The organism is Salinimonas marina (assembly GCF_015644725.1).
Lineage (GTDB): Bacteria > Pseudomonadota > Gammaproteobacteria > Enterobacterales > Alteromonadaceae > Alteromonas.
This window is the reverse complement of the sequence record NZ_CP064795.1, coordinates 2,875,866-2,893,936: the sequence shown is the minus strand read 5'-3', so window position 1 is coordinate 2,893,936 and position 18,071 is coordinate 2,875,866. Positions and strand designations below refer to the sequence as shown.

General features: G+C 49.2%; 15 protein-coding genes and 3 pseudogenes. 8 read left to right on the top strand and 10 right to left on the bottom strand.

Annotation, left to right across the window (positions count from 1 at the left end):
* Position 1 precedes the first annotated feature (1 nt).
* Positions 2 to 1,873 carry a polysaccharide biosynthesis/export family protein gene (locus IT774_RS12925; RefSeq protein ID WP_195810126.1) on the bottom strand — a complete coding sequence of 624 codons (1,872 nt, stop codon included), beginning with the start codon at positions 1,871 to 1,873 and terminating at the stop codon, positions 2 to 4.
* 2 nt (positions 1,874 to 1,875) lie between these two features.
* Positions 1,876 to 2,175: a hypothetical protein gene (locus IT774_RS12920; RefSeq protein WP_195810125.1), complete on the bottom strand. Its 300-nt coding sequence runs from the start codon at positions 2,173 to 2,175 to the stop codon at positions 1,876 to 1,878.
* Positions 2,176 to 2,603: 428 nt separating this feature from the next.
* Between IT774_RS12920 and wecA the strand changes: the two are divergent.
* The 5 genes and pseudogenes from wecA to galU all read left to right on the top strand — a co-directional run bounded on the left by wecA (position 2,604) and on the right by galU (position 7,821).
* A pseudogene (gene wecA, locus IT774_RS12915) lies at positions 2,604 to 3,664 on the top strand (UDP-N-acetylglucosamine--undecaprenyl-phosphate N-acetylglucosaminephosphotransferase).
* A 66-nt stretch (positions 3,665 to 3,730) separates the two neighbouring features.
* Positions 3,731 to 4,633: a glycosyltransferase gene (locus IT774_RS12910; protein ID WP_232364987.1), complete on the top strand. Its 903-nt coding sequence runs from the start codon at positions 3,731 to 3,733 to the stop codon at positions 4,631 to 4,633.
* A complete protein-coding gene (locus IT774_RS12905) occupies positions 4,630 to 5,487 on the top strand; it encodes a glycosyltransferase family 2 protein (protein ID WP_195810124.1) in 858 nt (285 codons plus the stop codon). The genes IT774_RS12910 and IT774_RS12905 overlap by 4 nt, the downstream gene beginning before the upstream one ends.
* 94 nt (positions 5,488 to 5,581) lie before the next feature.
* A complete protein-coding gene (locus tag IT774_RS12900) occupies positions 5,582 to 6,925 on the top strand; it encodes a UDP-glucose dehydrogenase family protein (RefSeq protein WP_195810123.1) in 1,344 nt (447 codons plus the stop codon).
* Between the two features lie 2 nt (positions 6,926 to 6,927).
* Positions 6,928 to 7,821: a UTP--glucose-1-phosphate uridylyltransferase GalU gene (galU, locus tag IT774_RS12895; protein ID WP_195810122.1), complete on the top strand. Its 894-nt coding sequence runs from the start codon at positions 6,928 to 6,930 to the stop codon at positions 7,819 to 7,821.
* A gap of 79 nt (positions 7,822 to 7,900) precedes the next feature.
* Here galU and IT774_RS12890 read toward each other — a convergent pair whose 3' ends face one another.
* The 7 genes and pseudogenes from IT774_RS12890 to queF form a co-directional block, all read right to left on the bottom strand.
* On the bottom strand, positions 7,901 to 8,212 hold the full coding sequence (locus tag IT774_RS12890) for a ComEA family DNA-binding protein (RefSeq protein ID WP_195810121.1): 312 nt from the start codon (positions 8,210 to 8,212) through the stop codon (positions 7,901 to 7,903).
* A gap of 195 nt (positions 8,213 to 8,407) precedes the next feature.
* On the bottom strand, positions 8,408 to 9,415 hold the full coding sequence (locus IT774_RS12885; RefSeq protein WP_195810120.1) for an isocitrate dehydrogenase: 1,008 nt from the start codon (positions 9,413 to 9,415) through the stop codon (positions 8,408 to 8,410).
* 215 nt (positions 9,416 to 9,630) lie between these two features.
* Positions 9,631 to 11,286: a hypothetical protein gene (locus IT774_RS12880; protein ID WP_195810119.1), complete on the bottom strand. Its 1,656-nt coding sequence runs from the start codon at positions 11,284 to 11,286 to the stop codon at positions 9,631 to 9,633.
* Positions 11,287 to 11,294: 8 nt separating this feature from the next.
* Positions 11,295 to 11,669, bottom strand: coding sequence for a DUF3192 domain-containing protein (locus IT774_RS12875; RefSeq protein ID WP_195810118.1), 375 nt, complete (start codon positions 11,667 to 11,669; stop codon positions 11,295 to 11,297).
* An 85-nt stretch (positions 11,670 to 11,754) separates the two neighbouring features.
* A pseudogene (ppnN, locus tag IT774_RS12870) lies at positions 11,755 to 13,118 on the bottom strand (nucleotide 5'-monophosphate nucleosidase PpnN).
* Positions 13,115 to 14,580, bottom strand: a pseudogene (locus IT774_RS17920) (GGDEF domain-containing protein). The pseudogenes ppnN and IT774_RS17920 overlap by 4 nt, the downstream one beginning before the upstream one ends.
* Positions 14,581 to 14,692: 112 nt before the next feature.
* A complete protein-coding gene (gene queF, locus IT774_RS12855) occupies positions 14,693 to 15,532 on the bottom strand; it encodes an NADPH-dependent 7-cyano-7-deazaguanine reductase QueF (protein WP_195810115.1) in 840 nt (279 codons plus the stop codon).
* A gap of 101 nt (positions 15,533 to 15,633) precedes the next feature.
* Between queF and syd the strand changes: the two genes are divergently transcribed.
* The gene (gene syd, locus IT774_RS12850; RefSeq protein WP_195810114.1) at positions 15,634 to 16,188 is read left to right on the top strand and encodes a SecY-interacting protein; all 555 of its coding nucleotides are present in this window, start codon (positions 15,634 to 15,636) and stop codon (positions 16,186 to 16,188) included.
* Here the strand turns inward: syd and IT774_RS12845 are convergent.
* The gene (locus IT774_RS12845) at positions 16,154 to 16,459 is read right to left on the bottom strand and encodes a hypothetical protein (RefSeq protein ID WP_195810113.1); all 306 of its coding nucleotides are present in this window, start codon (positions 16,457 to 16,459) and stop codon (positions 16,154 to 16,156) included. The two genes, syd and IT774_RS12845, sit on opposite strands and share 35 nt — an antisense overlap.
* A gap of 229 nt (positions 16,460 to 16,688) precedes the next feature.
* Between IT774_RS12845 and IT774_RS12840 the strand changes: the two genes are divergently transcribed.
* Together IT774_RS12840 and IT774_RS12835 are read left to right on the top strand one after the other, a co-directional pair.
* Entirely contained in the window at positions 16,689 to 17,048 is a 360-nt protein-coding gene (locus IT774_RS12840) for a DUF3192 domain-containing protein (protein ID WP_195810112.1), read from the top strand.
* 109 nt (positions 17,049 to 17,157) lie between these two features.
* Positions 17,158 to 17,802: a GNAT family N-acetyltransferase gene (locus tag IT774_RS12835; RefSeq protein ID WP_195810111.1), complete on the top strand. Its 645-nt coding sequence runs from the start codon at positions 17,158 to 17,160 to the stop codon at positions 17,800 to 17,802.
* Positions 17,803 to 18,071: the final 269 nt, after the last annotated feature.

Genomic DNA, 18,071 nt, shown 5'->3' with positions numbered 1-18,071 from the left:
GTTAGTCTAGAGCAACATTCGCGGCCACAGCAATTTGATAGATAATTTGAGTAATATCTTTCACCGCCTGCAGTGACTTGGCATCGGTGGCCGGCAGTACAATGACCTGATCACCCGGCTTAAGATTCACGTTGCCTTCTTTGCCTGCAATTCGGCTGCCTTCAATCTGATCAAACTCAACGATGCCATTTTTGCGAATCACCAGAATACGCTCATCGTCAGCCCGCTGGGTAAATCCTCCCGCCCAGGCGATGTAGTCTGCCGCAGTGGCTTCAGGGTTAAACACCACCGCCTGAGGCAGCATCACTTCGCCGCCTACCTGCACCAGATCGGTAATGGCCGGCACCACGATGGTGTCGTTTGGCTCCAGCAACACATTGGCCACCTGATCATTTTCAGATACAACCACTTTACCTAACGGCTCAACCTCACGGGCGCGGGTGATAAAATCTGAAACCAGCTGTGCTTCCTGAACCCGAATCGCCCCTTCGCCACTGGAACTGATGGGCGCGGTATAAACGCTTCTTTCCAGTTGCTGCAACGAACGGTCAATAATTTCTTTTTGCTGCTGTGCCACACTCTCCCGCAACAGATAAATATTATCGGTATCAGACAGTTTGGGGTTTACCTTGATGTAATTAAGCACATCTTTTAACCGGGTGCCCTTATCCACCATCACCTGCGAAGGCCCGGTATGGCTACCCTGAATATTAATGCGGTAGACCAGTTGTTCATGATCATCCACAAACTCTACGGTGTCACCGGCCTGCAGCATAAAGTTGTCAAAGTTCTGAAGTTTAACGTAACGGGAAAATTGTTGACCATTACGAACACCGGCTACCGAGACGTGGTTGATAAAATCCCGCGGGGTCGCATAGCGGGTGAGGGTTTCACCCTGCAGCTCATCCTGTTTAAATTCAAAGGTAAAGCTGTTTCTGGCGCCGGTTTGCACCACCACTGTCGAACCGATGGGGCGGACGACCAAAACATCACCATCTTTGAATGATATTTCAGGTAGCTTTCCTTCGCGTAAGAACTCATACAAATCGGCGGTGGCGATGATTTCACCATTTCGCTGAATGTCGATTTTACGAAAACTGCCGCGTTGAAAATCGATCCCGCCAGCACGCTTTAAAAAATACAGAATGCTGTCTGATGCCTGTCCGGCATACTGCCCTGGCCGTAACACCGGACCCGTTATAAACACGGACACTGGCGTAGACGTCAGCAGGTTCACATAGACATTGACATCATTGGTGTAGATTTGTTTAATTTTAGAGGTAACTTTACTGTTTACCGCGCTTGCCGGAGTGTTGGCCACCTGCACCGGGCCAATATTAGGAATAAAGATATTGCCCTGATTGTCGACGGTAACCACGTCAGCAAAATTCACCGCGCCCCACATCCAGATAGAAATTTTATCGCCCTGGGCAACCAGATAGTTGTCATTGAGCCCATCGGCCCGCTCCGACTCGAAGCCGCCGATAAATAAATTAGCCGCATACGGCGGGTTTTCCATAGGAACTTGCTGAGGGTAGACCGTTTCTACAGTGGGCTCACCGGGTAAGGTCTGCCCGCCACGGCTACTATTGTAGTACTGACCGGTAGAAGGCTGACCAGCATTCATGCTCTGGATGGTCCGGGAAGAGTTCATCTCGAAGGGCCTGACCGGAGCTGCTCCGGCACCTGACTGCGACGCTGCGGCGTTACCGGAATTCTGAGCCTGGTTATTCTGGCCATTTTGTCCCTGCTGAGCCTGTTGACGTAACTGTTGTAAGTCACTTAATGACTGCGCGTGAAGGGGCAGACTGGCTAACAGGCTTGAGACGATGGCAACAAGCCCGGTAATGGTTTTAAGTCGAACCAAACTCATGATTAAAGCCCTGTTGCTGATGATGATTGTGGCTGAAGAACGGTGGAGTAGCGACGCCACTGGCCGTTGCTCTTGCATAGCAATGAGCGAGTCCCGGTGTGCTGAGCAGATGCCGTCAATCTGGTCTGCGTAATCTCATGGCAAAACTGCTCTGCGGCAGAATGATACCCGGGGCCGACCCGCCAGCGCTGATCGTCTAATTCAATTTCAGCGCCATGTTCAACCTTAACACCCGGCGCAATTATTGCATCGCCCTGCATGGCTGCTGCGTAGTTAGTATGTACTAACGGTATGTCTGCCACTACCGGCCCTGGGGCCGAAGCGCAGCCAGTGAGCAGGCACACCAGTGCAAAACAAACAGGTGGTAGAATGTCGCTTTTTACTGACATGAACTTTGCTAATCGTCCTTTGGAAAAATTGGCGGCTAGCATACCACAGAATATTGTAAATTCACCTCGGTGTAGCAGCCTTTGCTGCATACTTTGTGAGCAGTTGACCATTTAGTTAACTATTTACCATATGGATCACAAAATATTCGGGGTTGGGGCTGGTCAGTCCATACAATGTTTATTATTATATTTTAACCAGAGCCTGCTCTTATCCAGATCTGTGCGCTTACAATAACGAGCTCTGAAGAAAAACAACACTATCGTTGTTAAAGGATGAATAATGTTTTCCGCTTTAATTAGTGACAGTTTCGGGCACCTGCTGACAATGGATTTTTCATAGAATGTTCGATTATCTTCAATTGGTTCCTCTCTTTACTGCGTTTTTTGTTGCCCTCGTTTTGTTAGTGGTAATGACCCCGCTTGCGCATCAGTTTGGATTGGTCGATCAGCCTAGCCTGCGTAAACGGCACCATGGTCTGGTACCCCTGACGGGGGTGTGGCTATTTTTATGGCGGTACTGGTGGCCAGTGTGATCACCGATGTCTGGATGAAAAACAATCCTTTATTTTTTACCGCCTCAGCGTTTGTGGTGTTGCTGGGAATGCTGGATGATCGCTTTGAACTTAGCGCCAAGGGCCGCCTGATCTGCCAGTTTGGCGTGGCCGCCATTATGGCCTGGAGTGCACAAAATTACATTACTTCTCTGGGAAACATCTTCGGCAACGGCCACATTGATCTGGGCGTAGCCGGATACTTTTTTACGATAGTATGCGTAGTCGGGGTCATTAATGCGTTTAACATGATTGATGGCATTGATGGTCTGGCCGGCGGCATGAGCCTGGTGGTTTTAATGTTTGTGGTCGGCCTTTTGGTGGCCACAGGTCATGGCGGTGCCATTATGGAACCCTTGATTATTGCCGCAGCTATTGTACCGTTTTTGGCCTTCAACCTTAGTTGGAAGGGCTTTAAAGGCAATAAAATATTTATGGGTGATGCCGGAAGTATGTTTGTCGGTCTGACCATTGTCTGGCTGCTGGTGGACCATGCTCAGGGGGCTGAGGCAGCATTTCGTCCAATCACCGCGGTATGGCTTATTGGTTTGCCGTTAATGGATATGGCCGCCATTATGTACCGTCGTGCCCGAAAAGGTCAGTCGGTATTACGACCCGATCGTAAACACCTGCATAATATTTTTATGCGTGCGGGTCTAAGCTCCAATCAGGCGTTGGTGGCCATTCTGGCGTTAGGCAGTCTGTATTGTACGGTGGGCGTATTGGGTGAAGTGTTTGCGGTACCTGATTGGGCTATGTTCTGGGGCTTTATCGCGTTACTTACGGTCTACAGCTATATTATTCAAAATATCTGGCGCCTGATTCGCAAGTTCAAACAACGTGTTGCCTGATTCTTCTTTGTCATAGTGCCGGTGTCTCAGGTACTATTGCGGCTTTTATAGAATCTCTGGAATCCTGTGTCGGTCAAGCCCATTCCCACTCCGCAGTTTATTGTTGCCCCGCGTCAAGCGGCGCTGCAGCCGGTATTAGTGGCACTCACTACCTATGACAACGATCCCGAAGGCTGGCTGGCTCAGGCGATTGACAGTGTCTTAACCCAATCTTTTTCCGACTTTGCCTTACTGATCGTTATAAACGGGCCGGTGGCGGCCTCAAAAACCTCAATGTTACTCAAGTTTGCCGAGCAGGACGAACGCATTATTGTGGCTCAGAATGGGCACAATGAAGGCTTAGCTGCGTGTATGAATCAGGCGATAGAGTGGATGCTGGGCTATGACAATTATCAGTTTTTTGTGCGTATGGATGCCGATGATATTTGTCATCCGGAGCGCCTGCTCAAGCAGTACAACTTTATGCAATTGCATAAAAAAGTCGCGATATTAGGCACTGCTCTGACCGAAATTAATGAAGCAGGGCAAAAGGTAGGCTCGCGGGTTATGCCAGCTTCTAATAATGTCATTGTAAGGATGCTGCCCCGTCGCTGCACGCTTAATCACCCCACAGTGATGATGCGCCGTGAAGTATTTTGTCAGGGGCACCGCTATGATAGCCAGCTGATGAATACGCAGGACTATTTTTTGTGGATCGAGCTGGCCGCCGCCGGGTATGAATTTAGAAATTTGCGAGAACGGCTGTTAGAATTTCGCCGTGTAAATGATTTCTACAAACGCCGCGGTTTGGCAAAATCAGTAAATGAATTTAAAGCACGCTTCCAGGCTATGCGACGTCTGCATCGTTTTACGGTATTTAATGTGGCCTATGCCTGTTCGGTATTAATGCTACGACTTATGCCGGCGCAGGTGATAAAGTTAGCCTATAAACTCGATCGTGTTCTACTAGAGAAACTAATAAGACATTGAAAGTCGGCGCCGTCATAATTTCCTATCATCCGGATACAGTCCATTTATCGTCAATGCTGTCAGCTTTGAACACGATGGGCTGGCCCGTGGCCTTGATTGATAATTCGCCGGTGGCATTAGCCGGTTTACGCGATGCGTTTTCTCATTATGTCCATTGTGCTGACAATGTTGGGATTGCTGAAGCACAGAATATTGGGATTGATATCCTGATTGCACAGGGGGCCGAAGCGGTGCTGATCCTGGATCAGGACAGTCAGCTGACGCCGGCCTTTTTGCAAAATTTGTATGAAACTTATACTTATGCATTACGACGCTGCCCGCGGATGGCATGCTTAGGTCCGCAAATAGTCTGTGAGTTTATAGATAAACCCGTTCAGCCCAAACTGCACAAGTCGCAACCAGTTTGCGACAGGCTGGAGCACGCCAAACAAATTATTGCCTCAGGGATGATAATAAATGTCACTGCATATCATAAAGTTGGTAAAAAAGATGCGAGTCTTTTTATTGATGGCGTGGATCATGAATGGTGTTGGCGAGCGCGAAGCTTAGGCTTCCAGGTTTTAAAAGCTAGCACCGTGGAAATGCGCCATCGCCAGGGCGATGGCAGGCACCGTGTACTGGGATTGAACTTTAAGCGTGGGGCGCCAGTAAGACTTTATTACCAGGTGCGCAATGTGCTTATCCTTTCCCGCAGGCGTCATGTTCCCATGTATTGGAAGTGTCGCCATCTTATGGCTTTGCCACTACGCTGGCTGGTCAACCGCTGGTACTTCCCTGAAGGCAAACTTCGCGGCCACTATGTTCGCCGGGGAATTAAAGATGGTTTGCTTGGCCGTACCGGCAAGTTGAATTGATGATGCTATCGTGTGGATGTCGTAAAAAAGAAACAGTACAAGGATGCCGTTTACCCGGTGAAATTTACAAAACAATCGTGTTGAAGGAAACGTTGTGAAAGTTACAGTTTTTGGTATTGGATATGTAGGGTTGGTGCAAGCCGCTGTACTGGCAGAAGTGGGCCACGATGTCGTGTGTATTGATGTTGATCAGGCCAAAGTGGATAACCTTAAAAAAGGCAATATCCCAATTTATGAACCCGGTCTGACACCACTGGTAACAAGTAACTTTGAAGCAGGGCGTCTAAGCTTTACTACCGATGCAAAGGCCGGCGTAGAACATGGCGATTTGATTTTCATTGCGGTGGGAACGCCGCCTGATGAAGATGGCTCCGCTGATCTGAAATATGTGCTTACCGTCGCCCAGACCGTGGCAGAGTATATGCAAAGCCATAAAATCATCATCAATAAATCTACGGTCCCGGTGGGCACCGCGGATAAAGTGAAAGCCCGGGTGACGGAAACACTGAACAGTGCCAGTAAGTCGGTAACCTTTGATGTTGTGTCAAACCCCGAATTTCTCAAAGAAGGCGCTGCAGTGAGCGATTGCATGCGGCCTGATCGTATTATCCTGGGCGTTGAAAGTGACACCGCTGAAGACAAGCTTCGCGAGTTGTACTCCCCGTTTAATCGTAATCACGATAAAGTCATTACCATGGACATCCGCAGTGCGGAATTAACAAAATATGCCGCTAACTGCATGTTGGCGACAAAGATCAGCTTTATGAACGAGATTGCGAATCTGGCAGAATTGTTTGGCGCTGATATTGAACATGTTCGCCATGGCATTGGCTCGGATCCCCGTATTGGGTATCAGTTCATCTATCCTGGCTGTGGCTATGGTGGTTCATGCTTCCCTAAAGATGTTCAGGCACTGGTTCGTAGCGCTAATAAAGTAGGCTATACCGCTCGGGTGCTGGAATCTGTTGAAGCAGTTAATTATCAGCAGAAAGAAAAGCTGTTCGAATACATCATGCGTCACTTCAATAATGATGTGAAAGGCAAGACCGTAGCATTATGGGGCTTATCCTTTAAGCCTAATACCGATGACATGCGGGAGGCTTCAAGCCGGGTATTAATGGAAAAACTGTGGGACGCGGGTGCTACCGTACAGGCCTACGACCCTGAAGCCATGGAAGAAACTCAGCGTATTTATGGGGATCGCGACGACCTGCGTTTGATGGGTACAAAGGAGTCAGCGTTAAATCAGGCCGATTTCCTGGTTATTTGTACCGAATGGCAGGTGTTCAGAGCACCGGATTTTGAACTTATTAAATCAAAGTTGAGCAATCCGTTAATTTTCGACGGACGTAACCTGTTCGAGCCAAAAAGAATGGCAGATTATGGCCTTCAGTATTATGCCATCGGGCGTGGATTATCAGTTAAAGGAAATCAATAATTATGAGTCAGGTAAAAAAAGCCGTTATTCCTGTAGCAGGACTCGGCACACGCATGCTTCCAGCCACTAAAGCAATTCCAAAGGAAATGCTGCCTGTGGTCGACAAACCGATGATTCAGTATGTGGTTAATGAATGTGTGGCGGCCGGGATTAAAGAAATTATTCTGGTTACTCATGCCAGTAAAAACAGTATTGAAAACCACTTCGATACCTCTTTCGAACTAGAGGCAACGCTGGAAAAGCGGGTTAAGCGTCAGTTGTTAGAAGAAGTTCAGTCAATCTGTCCAAAAGATGTCACCATCATGCATGTGCGTCAGGGCCATGCTGCCGGCCTGGGCCACGCAATTCTTTGCGCACATCCGTTAGTGGGCGACTCACCCTTTGCCGTGGTGCTGCCTGATGTATTGATTGATGATGCTTCCAGCGATCCAGAAAAAGACAATCTGGCGGATATGGTGGCTAAATTCAATACCAGCCGGGTAAGCCAGGTTATGGTGGAGCAGGTTGCACAGCAGGATGTCACCAAATTTGGTATTGCCGATTTGGACGGTGAAGAAGTGGAAGCAGGCGACTCCGCTAAAATTCATAACATGGTCGAAAAGCCATCGCTGGAAGAAGCGCCTTCTGATTTAGCCGTGGTGGGTCGTTATGTACTTTCTGAAAAGATCTGGGACTTACTGGAGCATACCCCACCTGGTGCGGGCGGCGAAGTACAGCTGACCGATGCGATTGATTCATTGATGCGTATTGAGCAGGTAGATGCCTACTGCATGAAAGGTGTAAGCCATGATTGTGGTAGTAAGCTGGGCTATATGAAAGCCAATGTCGAATACGCCCTGCGTCACCCCGACTTAGCCAACGACTTTAAACAGTATCTGGCGTCGCTTGATCTGTAATTGATACCGTCACAAGCATATTTTGTGAGGTATACAACAGGCTCCTTCGGGAGCCTGTTTGCGTGGTAGGCGCGGCTAATTATTCTTCTACAAAAAGCCGGCTTTTTACTTTGTCCAGCATCTTTTGGCCAATGCCTTTTACTTCGGTAAGCTGTTCCACCTCTAAAAAGCGGCCCATTTCATTTCGGTAGTCCACAATCGCTTGTGCTTTGCGCGGCCCGATGCCCGGTAGCTGGGTGAGTTGCTCCACCGAGGCATGATTGAGATCAAAAGGCGCGGGCTGCGCCAGGGTCTGGCTGATGTCGTCTTGCTGCGCAAATGCAGGAGTAAAAGACATCGCCATACCTAATGTCAGTACCAGGGTTAACCAGGTTTGCTTTAATGTTTTCATAGGATTGATTCCTTATCTAAGTAATGTTTGCCGGATAGCCACCTAAGCATACAATTGGCGTAGTGCGGTTATCAGCTGAGCTTAAGGTCAGATAAAGAACAGGCAGCAGGCTACTGTGCGAATTAAAAAACCACAGCACAGACAAAAAAAGAGCACCCTTGGGTGCTCTTGATCACATAGTCTTTAAGACCGTGTTTACAGGCGCTCTAACAGCGCTTCGGTAAACTCAGTGGTGCCATGCTGACCGCCCAGGTCACGGGTCGTGCGATCACCAGACTCGATAACCTCTTTTAGCGCTGAACGAATCTTTTCAGCCTTGTCGCCCATGTTCAGATATTCCAGCATCTGGATTGAGGCCAGAATAACCGAGGTTGGGTTTGCCAGATTTTTGCCGGCAATATCCGGGGCTGAGCCGTGAACGGCCTCAAAAATCGCGCAATCGTGGCCGATGTTGGCGCCTGGCGCCATGCCTAGGCCGCCTACCAGACCGGCACACAAATCAGAAATGATGTCGCCAAATAAGTTAGTGGTAACAATCACGTCAAATTGATGCGGGTTCATAACCAATTGCATACAAGTGTTATCCACAATCATCTCAGTGCTTTCGATGTCAGGATAGCGCTCGCCCACTTCACGGGCTACTTTCAGGAACAAACCCGAAGTTGATTTAAGAATATTCGCTTTGTGGACCGCAGTCACTTTTTTACGGCCTTCACGACGTGCCAGCTCATAGGCAAATGTGACGATTTGCTCAGCGCCTTCGCGAGTAATTTTACTCATTGCTTCGGCTTCAGTACCATCTTCTGATACCACCTGACCCAGACCAGAATACATGCCTTGGGTGTTTTCACGCACAGTAATGATATCAATGTCTTCGTAACGGGCTTTGGTGCCTTTTAAAGACAACACCGGACGAATGTTAGCGTAAAGTTTGAACTGCTTACGCAAGCTTACATTAATAGAAGTAAAGCCTTCGCCAACGGGTGTAGTCAGTGGGCCTTTCAGGGTAACTTTATTTTTCTCAATCAGATCCAGGGTAGATTGAGGCAAAAGTTCGCCGTGGTTTTCCAGTGCTACCAGACCCGCATCAGCATAGTCGTAAGCAAAGTTGCAGCCAACTTTATCCAGAATTTTAGTGGTGGCATCAATGATATCTGGACCGATACCGTCGCCGCGAATGACCGTAATATGTTGCTGAGTCATGTGGAGGGATCCTCTGGTAATTTTCGTTTCTGTTGAGTTAGGTTTCTTGGAGTAGCACTACAGGCTATAGCGTGATGAACAGGGTTACACTTAATCCGGTTGTTTGTTAGACAAAGCGTAGCGCATCACTGACCAAAATCGCGCATATTTTATAACAACACAGGCATTACGCCTAGTACAGAATGCAATTGCTGCTGGCGCCGGTGAAATTGTCGTTATAACCGATAGGGTAATGGCGATGTTAATAAGGCGCTGACACTGTTTTGCAACTCGCTGACCACAGCCGGTTTCAGCCCGAGTAATTGCAAGCATTGACGTAAAGCCCTGATGGAGTCGGGATCCATTTCGCCAGGGACCAATAGCCACTTACGGCTTAACAATAAGCTCAAAGAAATAATGGCAAACTCCTTAAGCACGCCCGGGCTTGCCTGGTCAGGCTCTTTACCAAACTGACGGATAATCGCCTGATGCAAAGCCGGTTGATGCCAGTTAGCCGCCAAACGGGCTGCATAGTCTACCATCGAGTCCGTGGATTTTAAGCGTAACAGGGTATTGATGTTATGCAGCGCATACTCATGGTGGGGTAGTCGCGGCAGTACCTTTAATGCCGGTAACGAAAAAATCGGTGCCAGGGCAAAGCTGCTCACCAGCGCTGCCCCCTGCGAGGACAACCGGCTATTCACTTGCGCGGCAATCAGCGAGGCCAGGTTGGCGCTGACCACCAACAGATTCTGGCAGCAACGGCCCAGCGGAAAGTAATGCTGATTAAGGCGTTGCATAAGCGCTTCGAGCACCAGCATGTCGCCCACCCGTTCAGTGCCATAGGTTAAAATGGCCTGTTTCACTTCTTTTACCGGCAGTTTCAGACGATTGTCCATGGCCGCAGATTGTTTCAAAGCCTCGGCAAACGCCGGTTCAAGTTGCACCTGGTCACTCAATTTGTTGATATTCACATCATTGTTTCGAAGCATGCTCACAATATTAAGAATGGCGGCAGGGGGGTGACTGACCGGGTACCGGCGTCCCTCGAATTTGAAGGCGTTGATTTGTTGCTGATCATCTTTGGCGGCATCGTGAAGGCTACACCACTGGGCAAACCTTATATAATGAATTGGGGGCCGGGGCACTGATGCCTGCCAGTTTAAGGCTTCGGTCTGAGCGCCGCAGCTCAGCGCATAATGACTCTGAGTTTTAAATACTATGGTGTGTTTGCCATTATCATCCGCTGCCTGTCCCCCTGGCCAGTAATCGCCGGGAAAGGTCAGCCAGCTACGGATAATCGGCTCATACGCAGAAGGGCTGGCCAGTGCTACCGGTCTCAGAGCCTCAAAAAAACTAAACGAAAAATGTACGCTGAGATGCGCGCAGCAAATCATCCACCACTGAGGATAATTTATCGCCGGGTTTTGCAGATAGCGATAAAAGTTTGGCTGCCCAACCACTTTGCTGACCGCAAACAGGGTGCGCCACAGACCCAGTTGCGGCCCGGTAAGGTGTTTTTTCAGCCCCTGCAATACGGTGGTATCAAAGTGTATGGTTCGGGTGTCACGATGATAGGTGGCGGCAGTGAATAAGGTGAAGGTGGCCCCGGTCAGATGTTGTAAATAATGATCATTGAGCTGGGTGCGTAACCCCAGAATTGCGGTCATCAAGGCGGTTTTCAAAGGCAGCGGGTGGGTTAGTGAAGATTCCTGCCGGATGGCGTTCACCGCCACTAGCGCCGCTTGGGGGTGATGGCGGGCAAATTCTACGATCTGTTTGCCCATCGACAGCCCGGTCCTGGCCACATTTAACAGGCTGCCCTGACGGATGAGGGCAGCGCTGGCCCGCTGACTTTGCTGAAGTAGCGTGTTGTAGGCAGATTCAACCAAGCCGTGTCCTAACTTTTAAGATAGCTTTGATAAGCGCCTTCTCCCCACGCAATCAACTGATCATTTTCAAACAGCAAAGGGGTACACTCATCCTGGGTGGTTAAGCCGTCCGCCCGAACATGTTGGGTACGATAAAACATAACCTGGATAGAGGTTGAGCGGTCCATTTTGGCTTCGGTGATATCGGGTGAGCCCAGCCGCGCTAACACTTCTTCACGGGTGGCGCCCAGCCGCAACTTGGTAATTTGCACTTTGTTGTATTCTTCCCGGTCCTGCCAATCCATGTTTTCTGGCTTGTCTGGATAAAATGAGATCACCAGAAATGCGAACAGGGCATAAGCCGCCGCGCCAAAAAAAATCAGCCGGGTTACCTTTTTATTCATCCTTAATCACTTGTTAGTAAGAAGACCCCGTCATTTTAGCTTAAAAGCGTGTAAAGAAGGAATGATAAAATCGTAAATGAATGCGTCAGTCACCTTTGGAAATAGTATAGCAGGGCACGTATTCTGAGCCAGGCAACTTCATCCGCTGCTGGGCCACAAACGACTCCAGCAGGGTGTCTATGCGCTCCATAAGGCGAATGTCACCCTGTAATTTAAACGGGCCTTTTTCTCTTATCTGGCGAACGCCTTCGGCCTTTACATTGCCGGCAACGATGCCGGAAAAGGCTTGTCGTAGCACCACTGCAAGGCTGGCCCTATCCTGCTCCTGATGGAGTTGTAAGGCGGCCATCGATTCGTGGGTTGGCACAAACGGCACCTGAAACGGTTCATCGATTTTTAATGACCAGTTAAAACTAAACGAATCGCCCACCGCACGCCGGTACTGTTTGGTTTTGGTTTTGTTGGCAGCCAGGGTGCGTGCTACTTCCTGAGCATCATCCACAATAATCTGATATTTGCTTTGCGCCTGTTCGCCAAGGGTCGCACCGATGAATTCATCAATGGCCTCAAAGTAGGCTTCACTGCCTTTGGGCCCGGTCAGGATGACCGGTATGGGCTGCTGCGCATTGCGCTCGTTCATCAGAATACCCAGTAAATACAACAATTCTTCGGCGGTGCCCACGCCCCCGGGGAAAATCACAATACCATGGGCAAAGCGCACAAACGCCTCTAGCCGCTTTTCGATATCGGGCATAATGATCAGTTCATTTACAATCGCATTAGGTGGCTCGGCAGCAATAATACTGGGCTCTGAAATACCTATATAACGACCATGATTGCAGCGCTGTTTCGCATGCCCGATGGCCGCGCCTTTCATTGGCCCTTTCATCGCACCCGGGCCGCAGCCAGTACAAATGTTCATCTCGCGCAGACCCAGTTGATACCCTACCTCTTTGGTGTACTGGTATTCGTGTTGTTTAATGGAATGGCCACCCCAGCACACAATGGTATTGAGCTCGTCATTGCCTTGCAGGGCTTGGGCGTGCCGTAACATATCAAACACAATGTCGGTGGTACTCAGGCTGTCTACGGTGGACGGCGCATGCACAAAGGCATGTTTGTTGCCCATAAATAACATGTCGCGCAGTACGGCGAACAGGTGCTCGTGCACCCCACGCATCAGCTTTTCGTCGACAAATGCGACTTCAGGGGGTTGATCAGTTCAATTTTCACCCCGCGTTCGCGGCGCACCAGTTTCACATCAAAATCCTGATACGGGGCAAACAGCAATTCGTAGTTGTCTTCATCCACACCGCTGTTAAGCACCGCCAGACAACAGTTTCGAAAAACATCGTACAGCACGCTGTGAGTGGTATCCTGAAGTTGGGTGACTTCCACCTGTGATAGCTGGCTCATCCAGCCAACAGGGTTTAACTGCACTTTTTTCATACGCATCCATTCTCATCTATAACCACACAATTGCGACCGGCGCGTTTGGCTTCATAAAGCTTTTTGTCGACACGCTCAAAGACCTGCTCGGCAGTTTCTTTGGCGCTAAACATGGCCCCGCCCAATGAGGCGGTGATAGCCATACGTTCCTGGCGAAACTTAAACGGCAGATCCATCAATCTGGTTCGCAATTTCTCAAGTTTGTGGTGCAGGCCCGTAACCGGGGTATTTTCAAACAGGAACACAAACTCTTCGCCCCCCAACGCGCCACAAAGCCGTTATCATCGAGTGCCTTTTGTAATTGCTGAGCCACAATCTGCAGGGTTTTGTCGCCGGCGGCATGCCCAAACCGATCGTTAATCGTTTTAAAGTGGTCAATGTCCAGAATCGCCATGCACAATGGGTGTTTGTCAGGGCACGCCCGCGGTCGCACAATGTTGATTTTTTCATTGTAGGCCAGCCGGTTAGGTAAGCCGGTGAGGGCATCGGTGTACATCGCACTGTGTTGCTGGCTGAGCTTTTTCCGGTAATCCTCAGCCTGTGCTTCCAGGGCGCTCACCTGGCGCTGCATGCTGCTTAACAACGTCATGACCGTACGTTGCTCGGTTTGCTCTTTCTGCTCACGCAGAGCAAGCGTAGAGGCCATTTGGTCAAGATAATGCTGGGTTTGGCTTTTCAGCATTTCTATTGAAGTATCGGTTGCCACTACATCTTCAATCTGATGCAGTTGCTGCTTGAACGTGGCATCGTGCTGCTGACGAAGTGAAAAGGCTTGCTGAGTATGTTTGATGCTCTTTCCGACATCCTGATTCAGGCTTCCCAGTGCGTCGTGCAGGCTTTGGATAACCTCCCCGGACATGGCGGCTTCGCCCATGGAGTCTTTAACAATCAGGCGTAAAATACCAAGACAGGCCTGCAGGAGATCATTGTCATCCAGCCCGGCCATTAACCGGTCCCGCAATTTGTCCAGCTGCAGATTGTCCGGTTGCAGCTGACTGTAGCTTTCCAGTAATTGCTGCAACTCGTGTTGCAGAGATTGGGCAACGTCATTCGACAAAGGCGATAAAGCAGGCTGGGAGGCCGTAGCCGGTTGCACGGGTAATTGCTTAAGTAATGAAAAGCCACTCAAACACACCCGTAACAATGCCGGTAGGGTCTCGGTTGGCTGACTGGCCAGGTTTAACACCGAAGCGCACTGGGCTTTAAACGCGTTATCGTTCTGATAGCGCTGCTGCAGGTTACGGATGCTGTGTTCCACCATGCTCACGCTGCTGGCGGTATAGCGCCGTACATTTTTAATATCACTTTGAAATAACTTGTCCAGTTTGCCAATACTGACGGTGGCGAGGGAGAAGTTAGGCGTACCGGCCAAATGGCCTCGCAAAATTTGCAATTCGTTATCAATATCAGCCGAATAGCCTTCGAAGAATCGTGACAGCCGGATAACGAATTGAGCAAGCATTTCATTGTGTTGCTGCAACGACTGAAGCTGACTAGAATTCATTAATGCTTTGATTCCCAATGAGTTTAGTATCTATGATTAATTGTGGCACAGGTTGGCTGGTTTTGCCCGACTATTGTCGGGCGTTGCGATAATTGGGGTAGGGGGCCTCAAAGTTGGAACGGAACGGATTGATATCCAGCCCGCCACGGCGGGTGTAGCGTGCCAGTACCGTCAGTTTCTGCATCCCGGGGAGCGCCAGTAAATCGCAATAAATACGTTCAACACACTGTTCATGAAACTCATTATGCTGGCGAAAGCCAATCAGATAGCGAAGCAGGCTTTCATGCTCAATAGCCTGACCCTGATAGCGGATCTGAATACTGGCCCAGTCAGGTTGGCTGGTGATCAGACAATTAGATTTGAGCAGGTGGCTCACCAGGGTTTCAGATACCGCATTGGAGGTAGTGGTAAGCAGCAACGGGTTCGGGGAGTAACTGGAAATTTCAATATCTAAGTCGTCGATGACCGTGCCTTGCAGTTCACGGGTGGCAAAACGGTCAAACTGGCCAGGCAAAAATACCTGAACCTGCACCGACTCGCCGGCACAGGCGGTTAAATCCTGCGCTAAGGTCGTTTCTACCTGCTGGCGCGACTCAAATCGGGTTTGGTTAAAGCTATTGAGATACAGCTTGAACGACTTGGACTCAATCAGATTCGCCGAGCTTACCGGTACGTGGCACTCCAGAATACCCACCTGCGGCTTACCCTTAGCGTTGAGCCATGACAGTTCATAACCGGTCCAGGTATCGATACCTGAAAAGGGCAGGTTTTGCTCATCAATATGTTGTTGCTGGCGACTCAGCGCCCGGGGCACCCCTTGCAATAGCTCCGGCTTGTAAAAGGCTTCGTATTCCACGGCCTGGCCAAGCGACAAGTTTTCAGGCAATTTGGGTGAGGCTGTATTTGTCATTACTACCACTTCAAACGTAAACTAGGTGCAGATCCAAATAATACCCTGAATCACACAACTTTGCGATTCAACCGCCCTTTGAACAATATGGAAGATGAGCTATGGCGCAATCTATTAATACCGCACTTGATAACTATATTTCTAAGTTGCTGAACCTGGCCGAACAGCAGCAAACCCCGTTGCAGGTGCAGTACGATAGCGCATGGCCCTCGCCGTGTTATCAGCGCGAGGTTGCCGAAGGGGAGTGGGTGACATGGCAGCCGGTAAAGCAGACAGAGACGTTATCGTTTGCAAAACTTGAACAGGCACTGGAAATTGAGCTTAACCCGCAGTACTGCGAATATTTCACCCGCTATTTTTCAGAAAATCTCCCCGCGGCGGCAGATCGGGGCGAGTGCGATCTGCTACAGGTATTAAGCGCCACTGATTTTGAGCGTTTGCAGGAAAATCTGATAGGTCATATTTTAATGAAACGTCGCCTGCGCCAGCCAGAAACCTTGTTTTTTGGCCTGACCAGCGACGATGATTTTATCCTGACGGTGGATAATGCCAGCGGTGCCGTGTTATTAGAGCGGGTAGGCAAAAAGTCTGATGAGGTGCTGGCGGAAGACTTGACCAGCTTTATTCAACAGCTTGAGCCCCGCCTTCCGGCGTAAGTGCCGCCAGCCGCTTTTCCAGTACCGCCACCGCCGCCTCCAGCTCTGTGACCCGCTGTTCTAAGGTAGCGGTTGTGGTCGCCGAAGTCTGATTGGTTGCTGCCGTCGGTGCCGGGTGCCTGTGTTTGAACTGCCGGATAATATTGATAGCCTGCGCCACACCCACCTTGCCCGGCGCCCGGCTGCGCAGCAACGCGACGGTCGGCTGCTGACCCTCCTGTTTTAGCTTATTACAGAGGGTCAGCAAATCATTAGCAGAAACATTACTCATATATGGTCACCATCATTTAAAGAAGCGCTAAAGGTAGCATGGCGGGAAGTTGAGTAAAGATGTGAATATCCGGCTATTTTTTAGCGAAAATCTTAATAAATTCGCTTTATTCACAGATGGGTAATATTAAAATCATTGTATTTCAATAAGTTAAAAATGGCCTCTATCTTGATAGATAGCAGTTACATCACTCAGTACATATTTGTCTATACAATAATAAGGAACAATAATGAAATATTTGCCACTGCTGCTTGCTCTGAGCGCACCGGTGTTACTGTCAGGCTGTATCATTTCGGTGGATGATCACAAGGATGGTTATTCAAATGACTGGCAGGATCGCGAATACAACAACCGTAAACATATCGCTAAATTACAGGAAGGTATGGGGTTTGAAAACATCGTTGGGCGTATGGGTGTGGCCGACTTTAGTGAATTACAGCAAAAAGAAGATGGGGTTTACCGCATCCTGTACTACCGCACACAGCGCTCTACTGAAGATGGCATCACCACCAAAGATGAGTGCACGCCCCTGGTATTTAAAAACGGCGAGCTGATAGGTTGGGGCGAACGCGCCTACACCGCGTTGTAACGCGTCAAACTCTTATTTTCAAAACGAGAGCTTTGCATCGCTGAAATTATCAGGCATGGTATGGTTGTTTTTTGTACACATCATGCCTTTTTTATTTCAGGAGCATACTATGTCACCCCCGGTTACGGCACGGCTGTCCCACGATACCGTTCAGGCTATCTACCTACAGGCTGATGATTTAAATGTGGCCGCCTCTATTTTGTACAAAGCCTATCATGATGATGCTTTATTTGAGCATATCTTTCAGGCCCACCGGGAAGGTTATGAAAATCGGTTGCGCCAGGCAATAAAACAAGAGCTGCAGGCCTGCTGGGACACCGAACAGATACTGCTGGGTCTGTTTGAAGATGCAAGACTGTTGGCGGTGGCGTGTATTACCAAACCCCTTGCCGGTTTTGCCCCGGGTAAAATTTGGCACTGGCGCCTTAAAATGATGGTGACCGCAGGCTTTGTTTCCACCCGGCAGTTTATCGAAAAAGAAGAAAAAATTCGTAGCCTGGTCCCTGCTAATGCATTTCATATGATTTCGTTGATTGGGGTCCGTCCGGACTATCAGCATCAGGGCTTAGGACACCTCCTCATGGGCGCGATTGATACCATAATCGCAGAGGATGACAGCAGTGAAGGCGTCGGGGTATTCGCCACCGTTTCGGCTTATCGGCACTTTTTTGAAGATGGCGGTTATGAATGTGTAACCCCGGTACATTTTGACTCGGTGCAAGGCGATGTCCTGTATAAAAAGCGGGTGGTATAAACCGTATAAAAAAAGTGCAAACTTTGACTCTGACCTATTGTGCTCAGAGAGCCATTTAGCCGCAAATTTGAACAAGGGTATTTAACGCCCCTGTTGCGGCTCACAGGGTAATGTGAATCGTTGGGGTTGGCTAAATAGACACTTTGTGCTTGCGGGTATCTTACCTTTAAAAACGCCAGTCACAGCAATTCCTCCCTCACGCTCATAAGATTAATTGCATCACCACGCTATCCTCCCATCGTAATAGGCCCAGTGCATCGTCAAATGTT

Coding starts and splice junctions, on each gene's coding strand:
- IT774_RS12925 (WP_195810126.1), bottom strand. CDS start 1,873: ATGAGTTTGGTTCGACTTAAAACCATTACCGGGCTTGTTGCCATCGTC.
- galU (WP_195810122.1), top strand. CDS start 6,928: ATGAGTCAGGTAAAAAAAGCCGTTATTCCTGTAGCAGGACTCGGCACA.
- IT774_RS12890 (WP_195810121.1), bottom strand. CDS start 8,212: ATGAAAACATTAAAGCAAACCTGGTTAACCCTGGTACTGACATTAGGT.
- IT774_RS12885 (WP_195810120.1), bottom strand. CDS start 9,415: ATGACTCAGCAACATATTACGGTCATTCGCGGCGACGGTATCGGTCCA.
- IT774_RS12875 (WP_195810118.1), bottom strand. CDS start 11,669: ATGAATAAAAAGGTAACCCGGCTGATTTTTTTTGGCGCGGCGGCTTAT.
- queF (WP_195810115.1), bottom strand. CDS start 15,532: ATGACAAATACAGCCTCACCCAAATTGCCTGAAAACTTGTCGCTTGGC.
- syd (WP_195810114.1), top strand. CDS start 15,634: ATGGCGCAATCTATTAATACCGCACTTGATAACTATATTTCTAAGTTG.
- IT774_RS12845 (WP_195810113.1), bottom strand. CDS start 16,459: ATGAGTAATGTTTCTGCTAATGATTTGCTGACCCTCTGTAATAAGCTA.
- IT774_RS12840 (WP_195810112.1), top strand. CDS start 16,689: ATGAAATATTTGCCACTGCTGCTTGCTCTGAGCGCACCGGTGTTACTG.
- IT774_RS12835 (WP_195810111.1), top strand. CDS start 17,158: ATGTCACCCCCGGTTACGGCACGGCTGTCCCACGATACCGTTCAGGCT.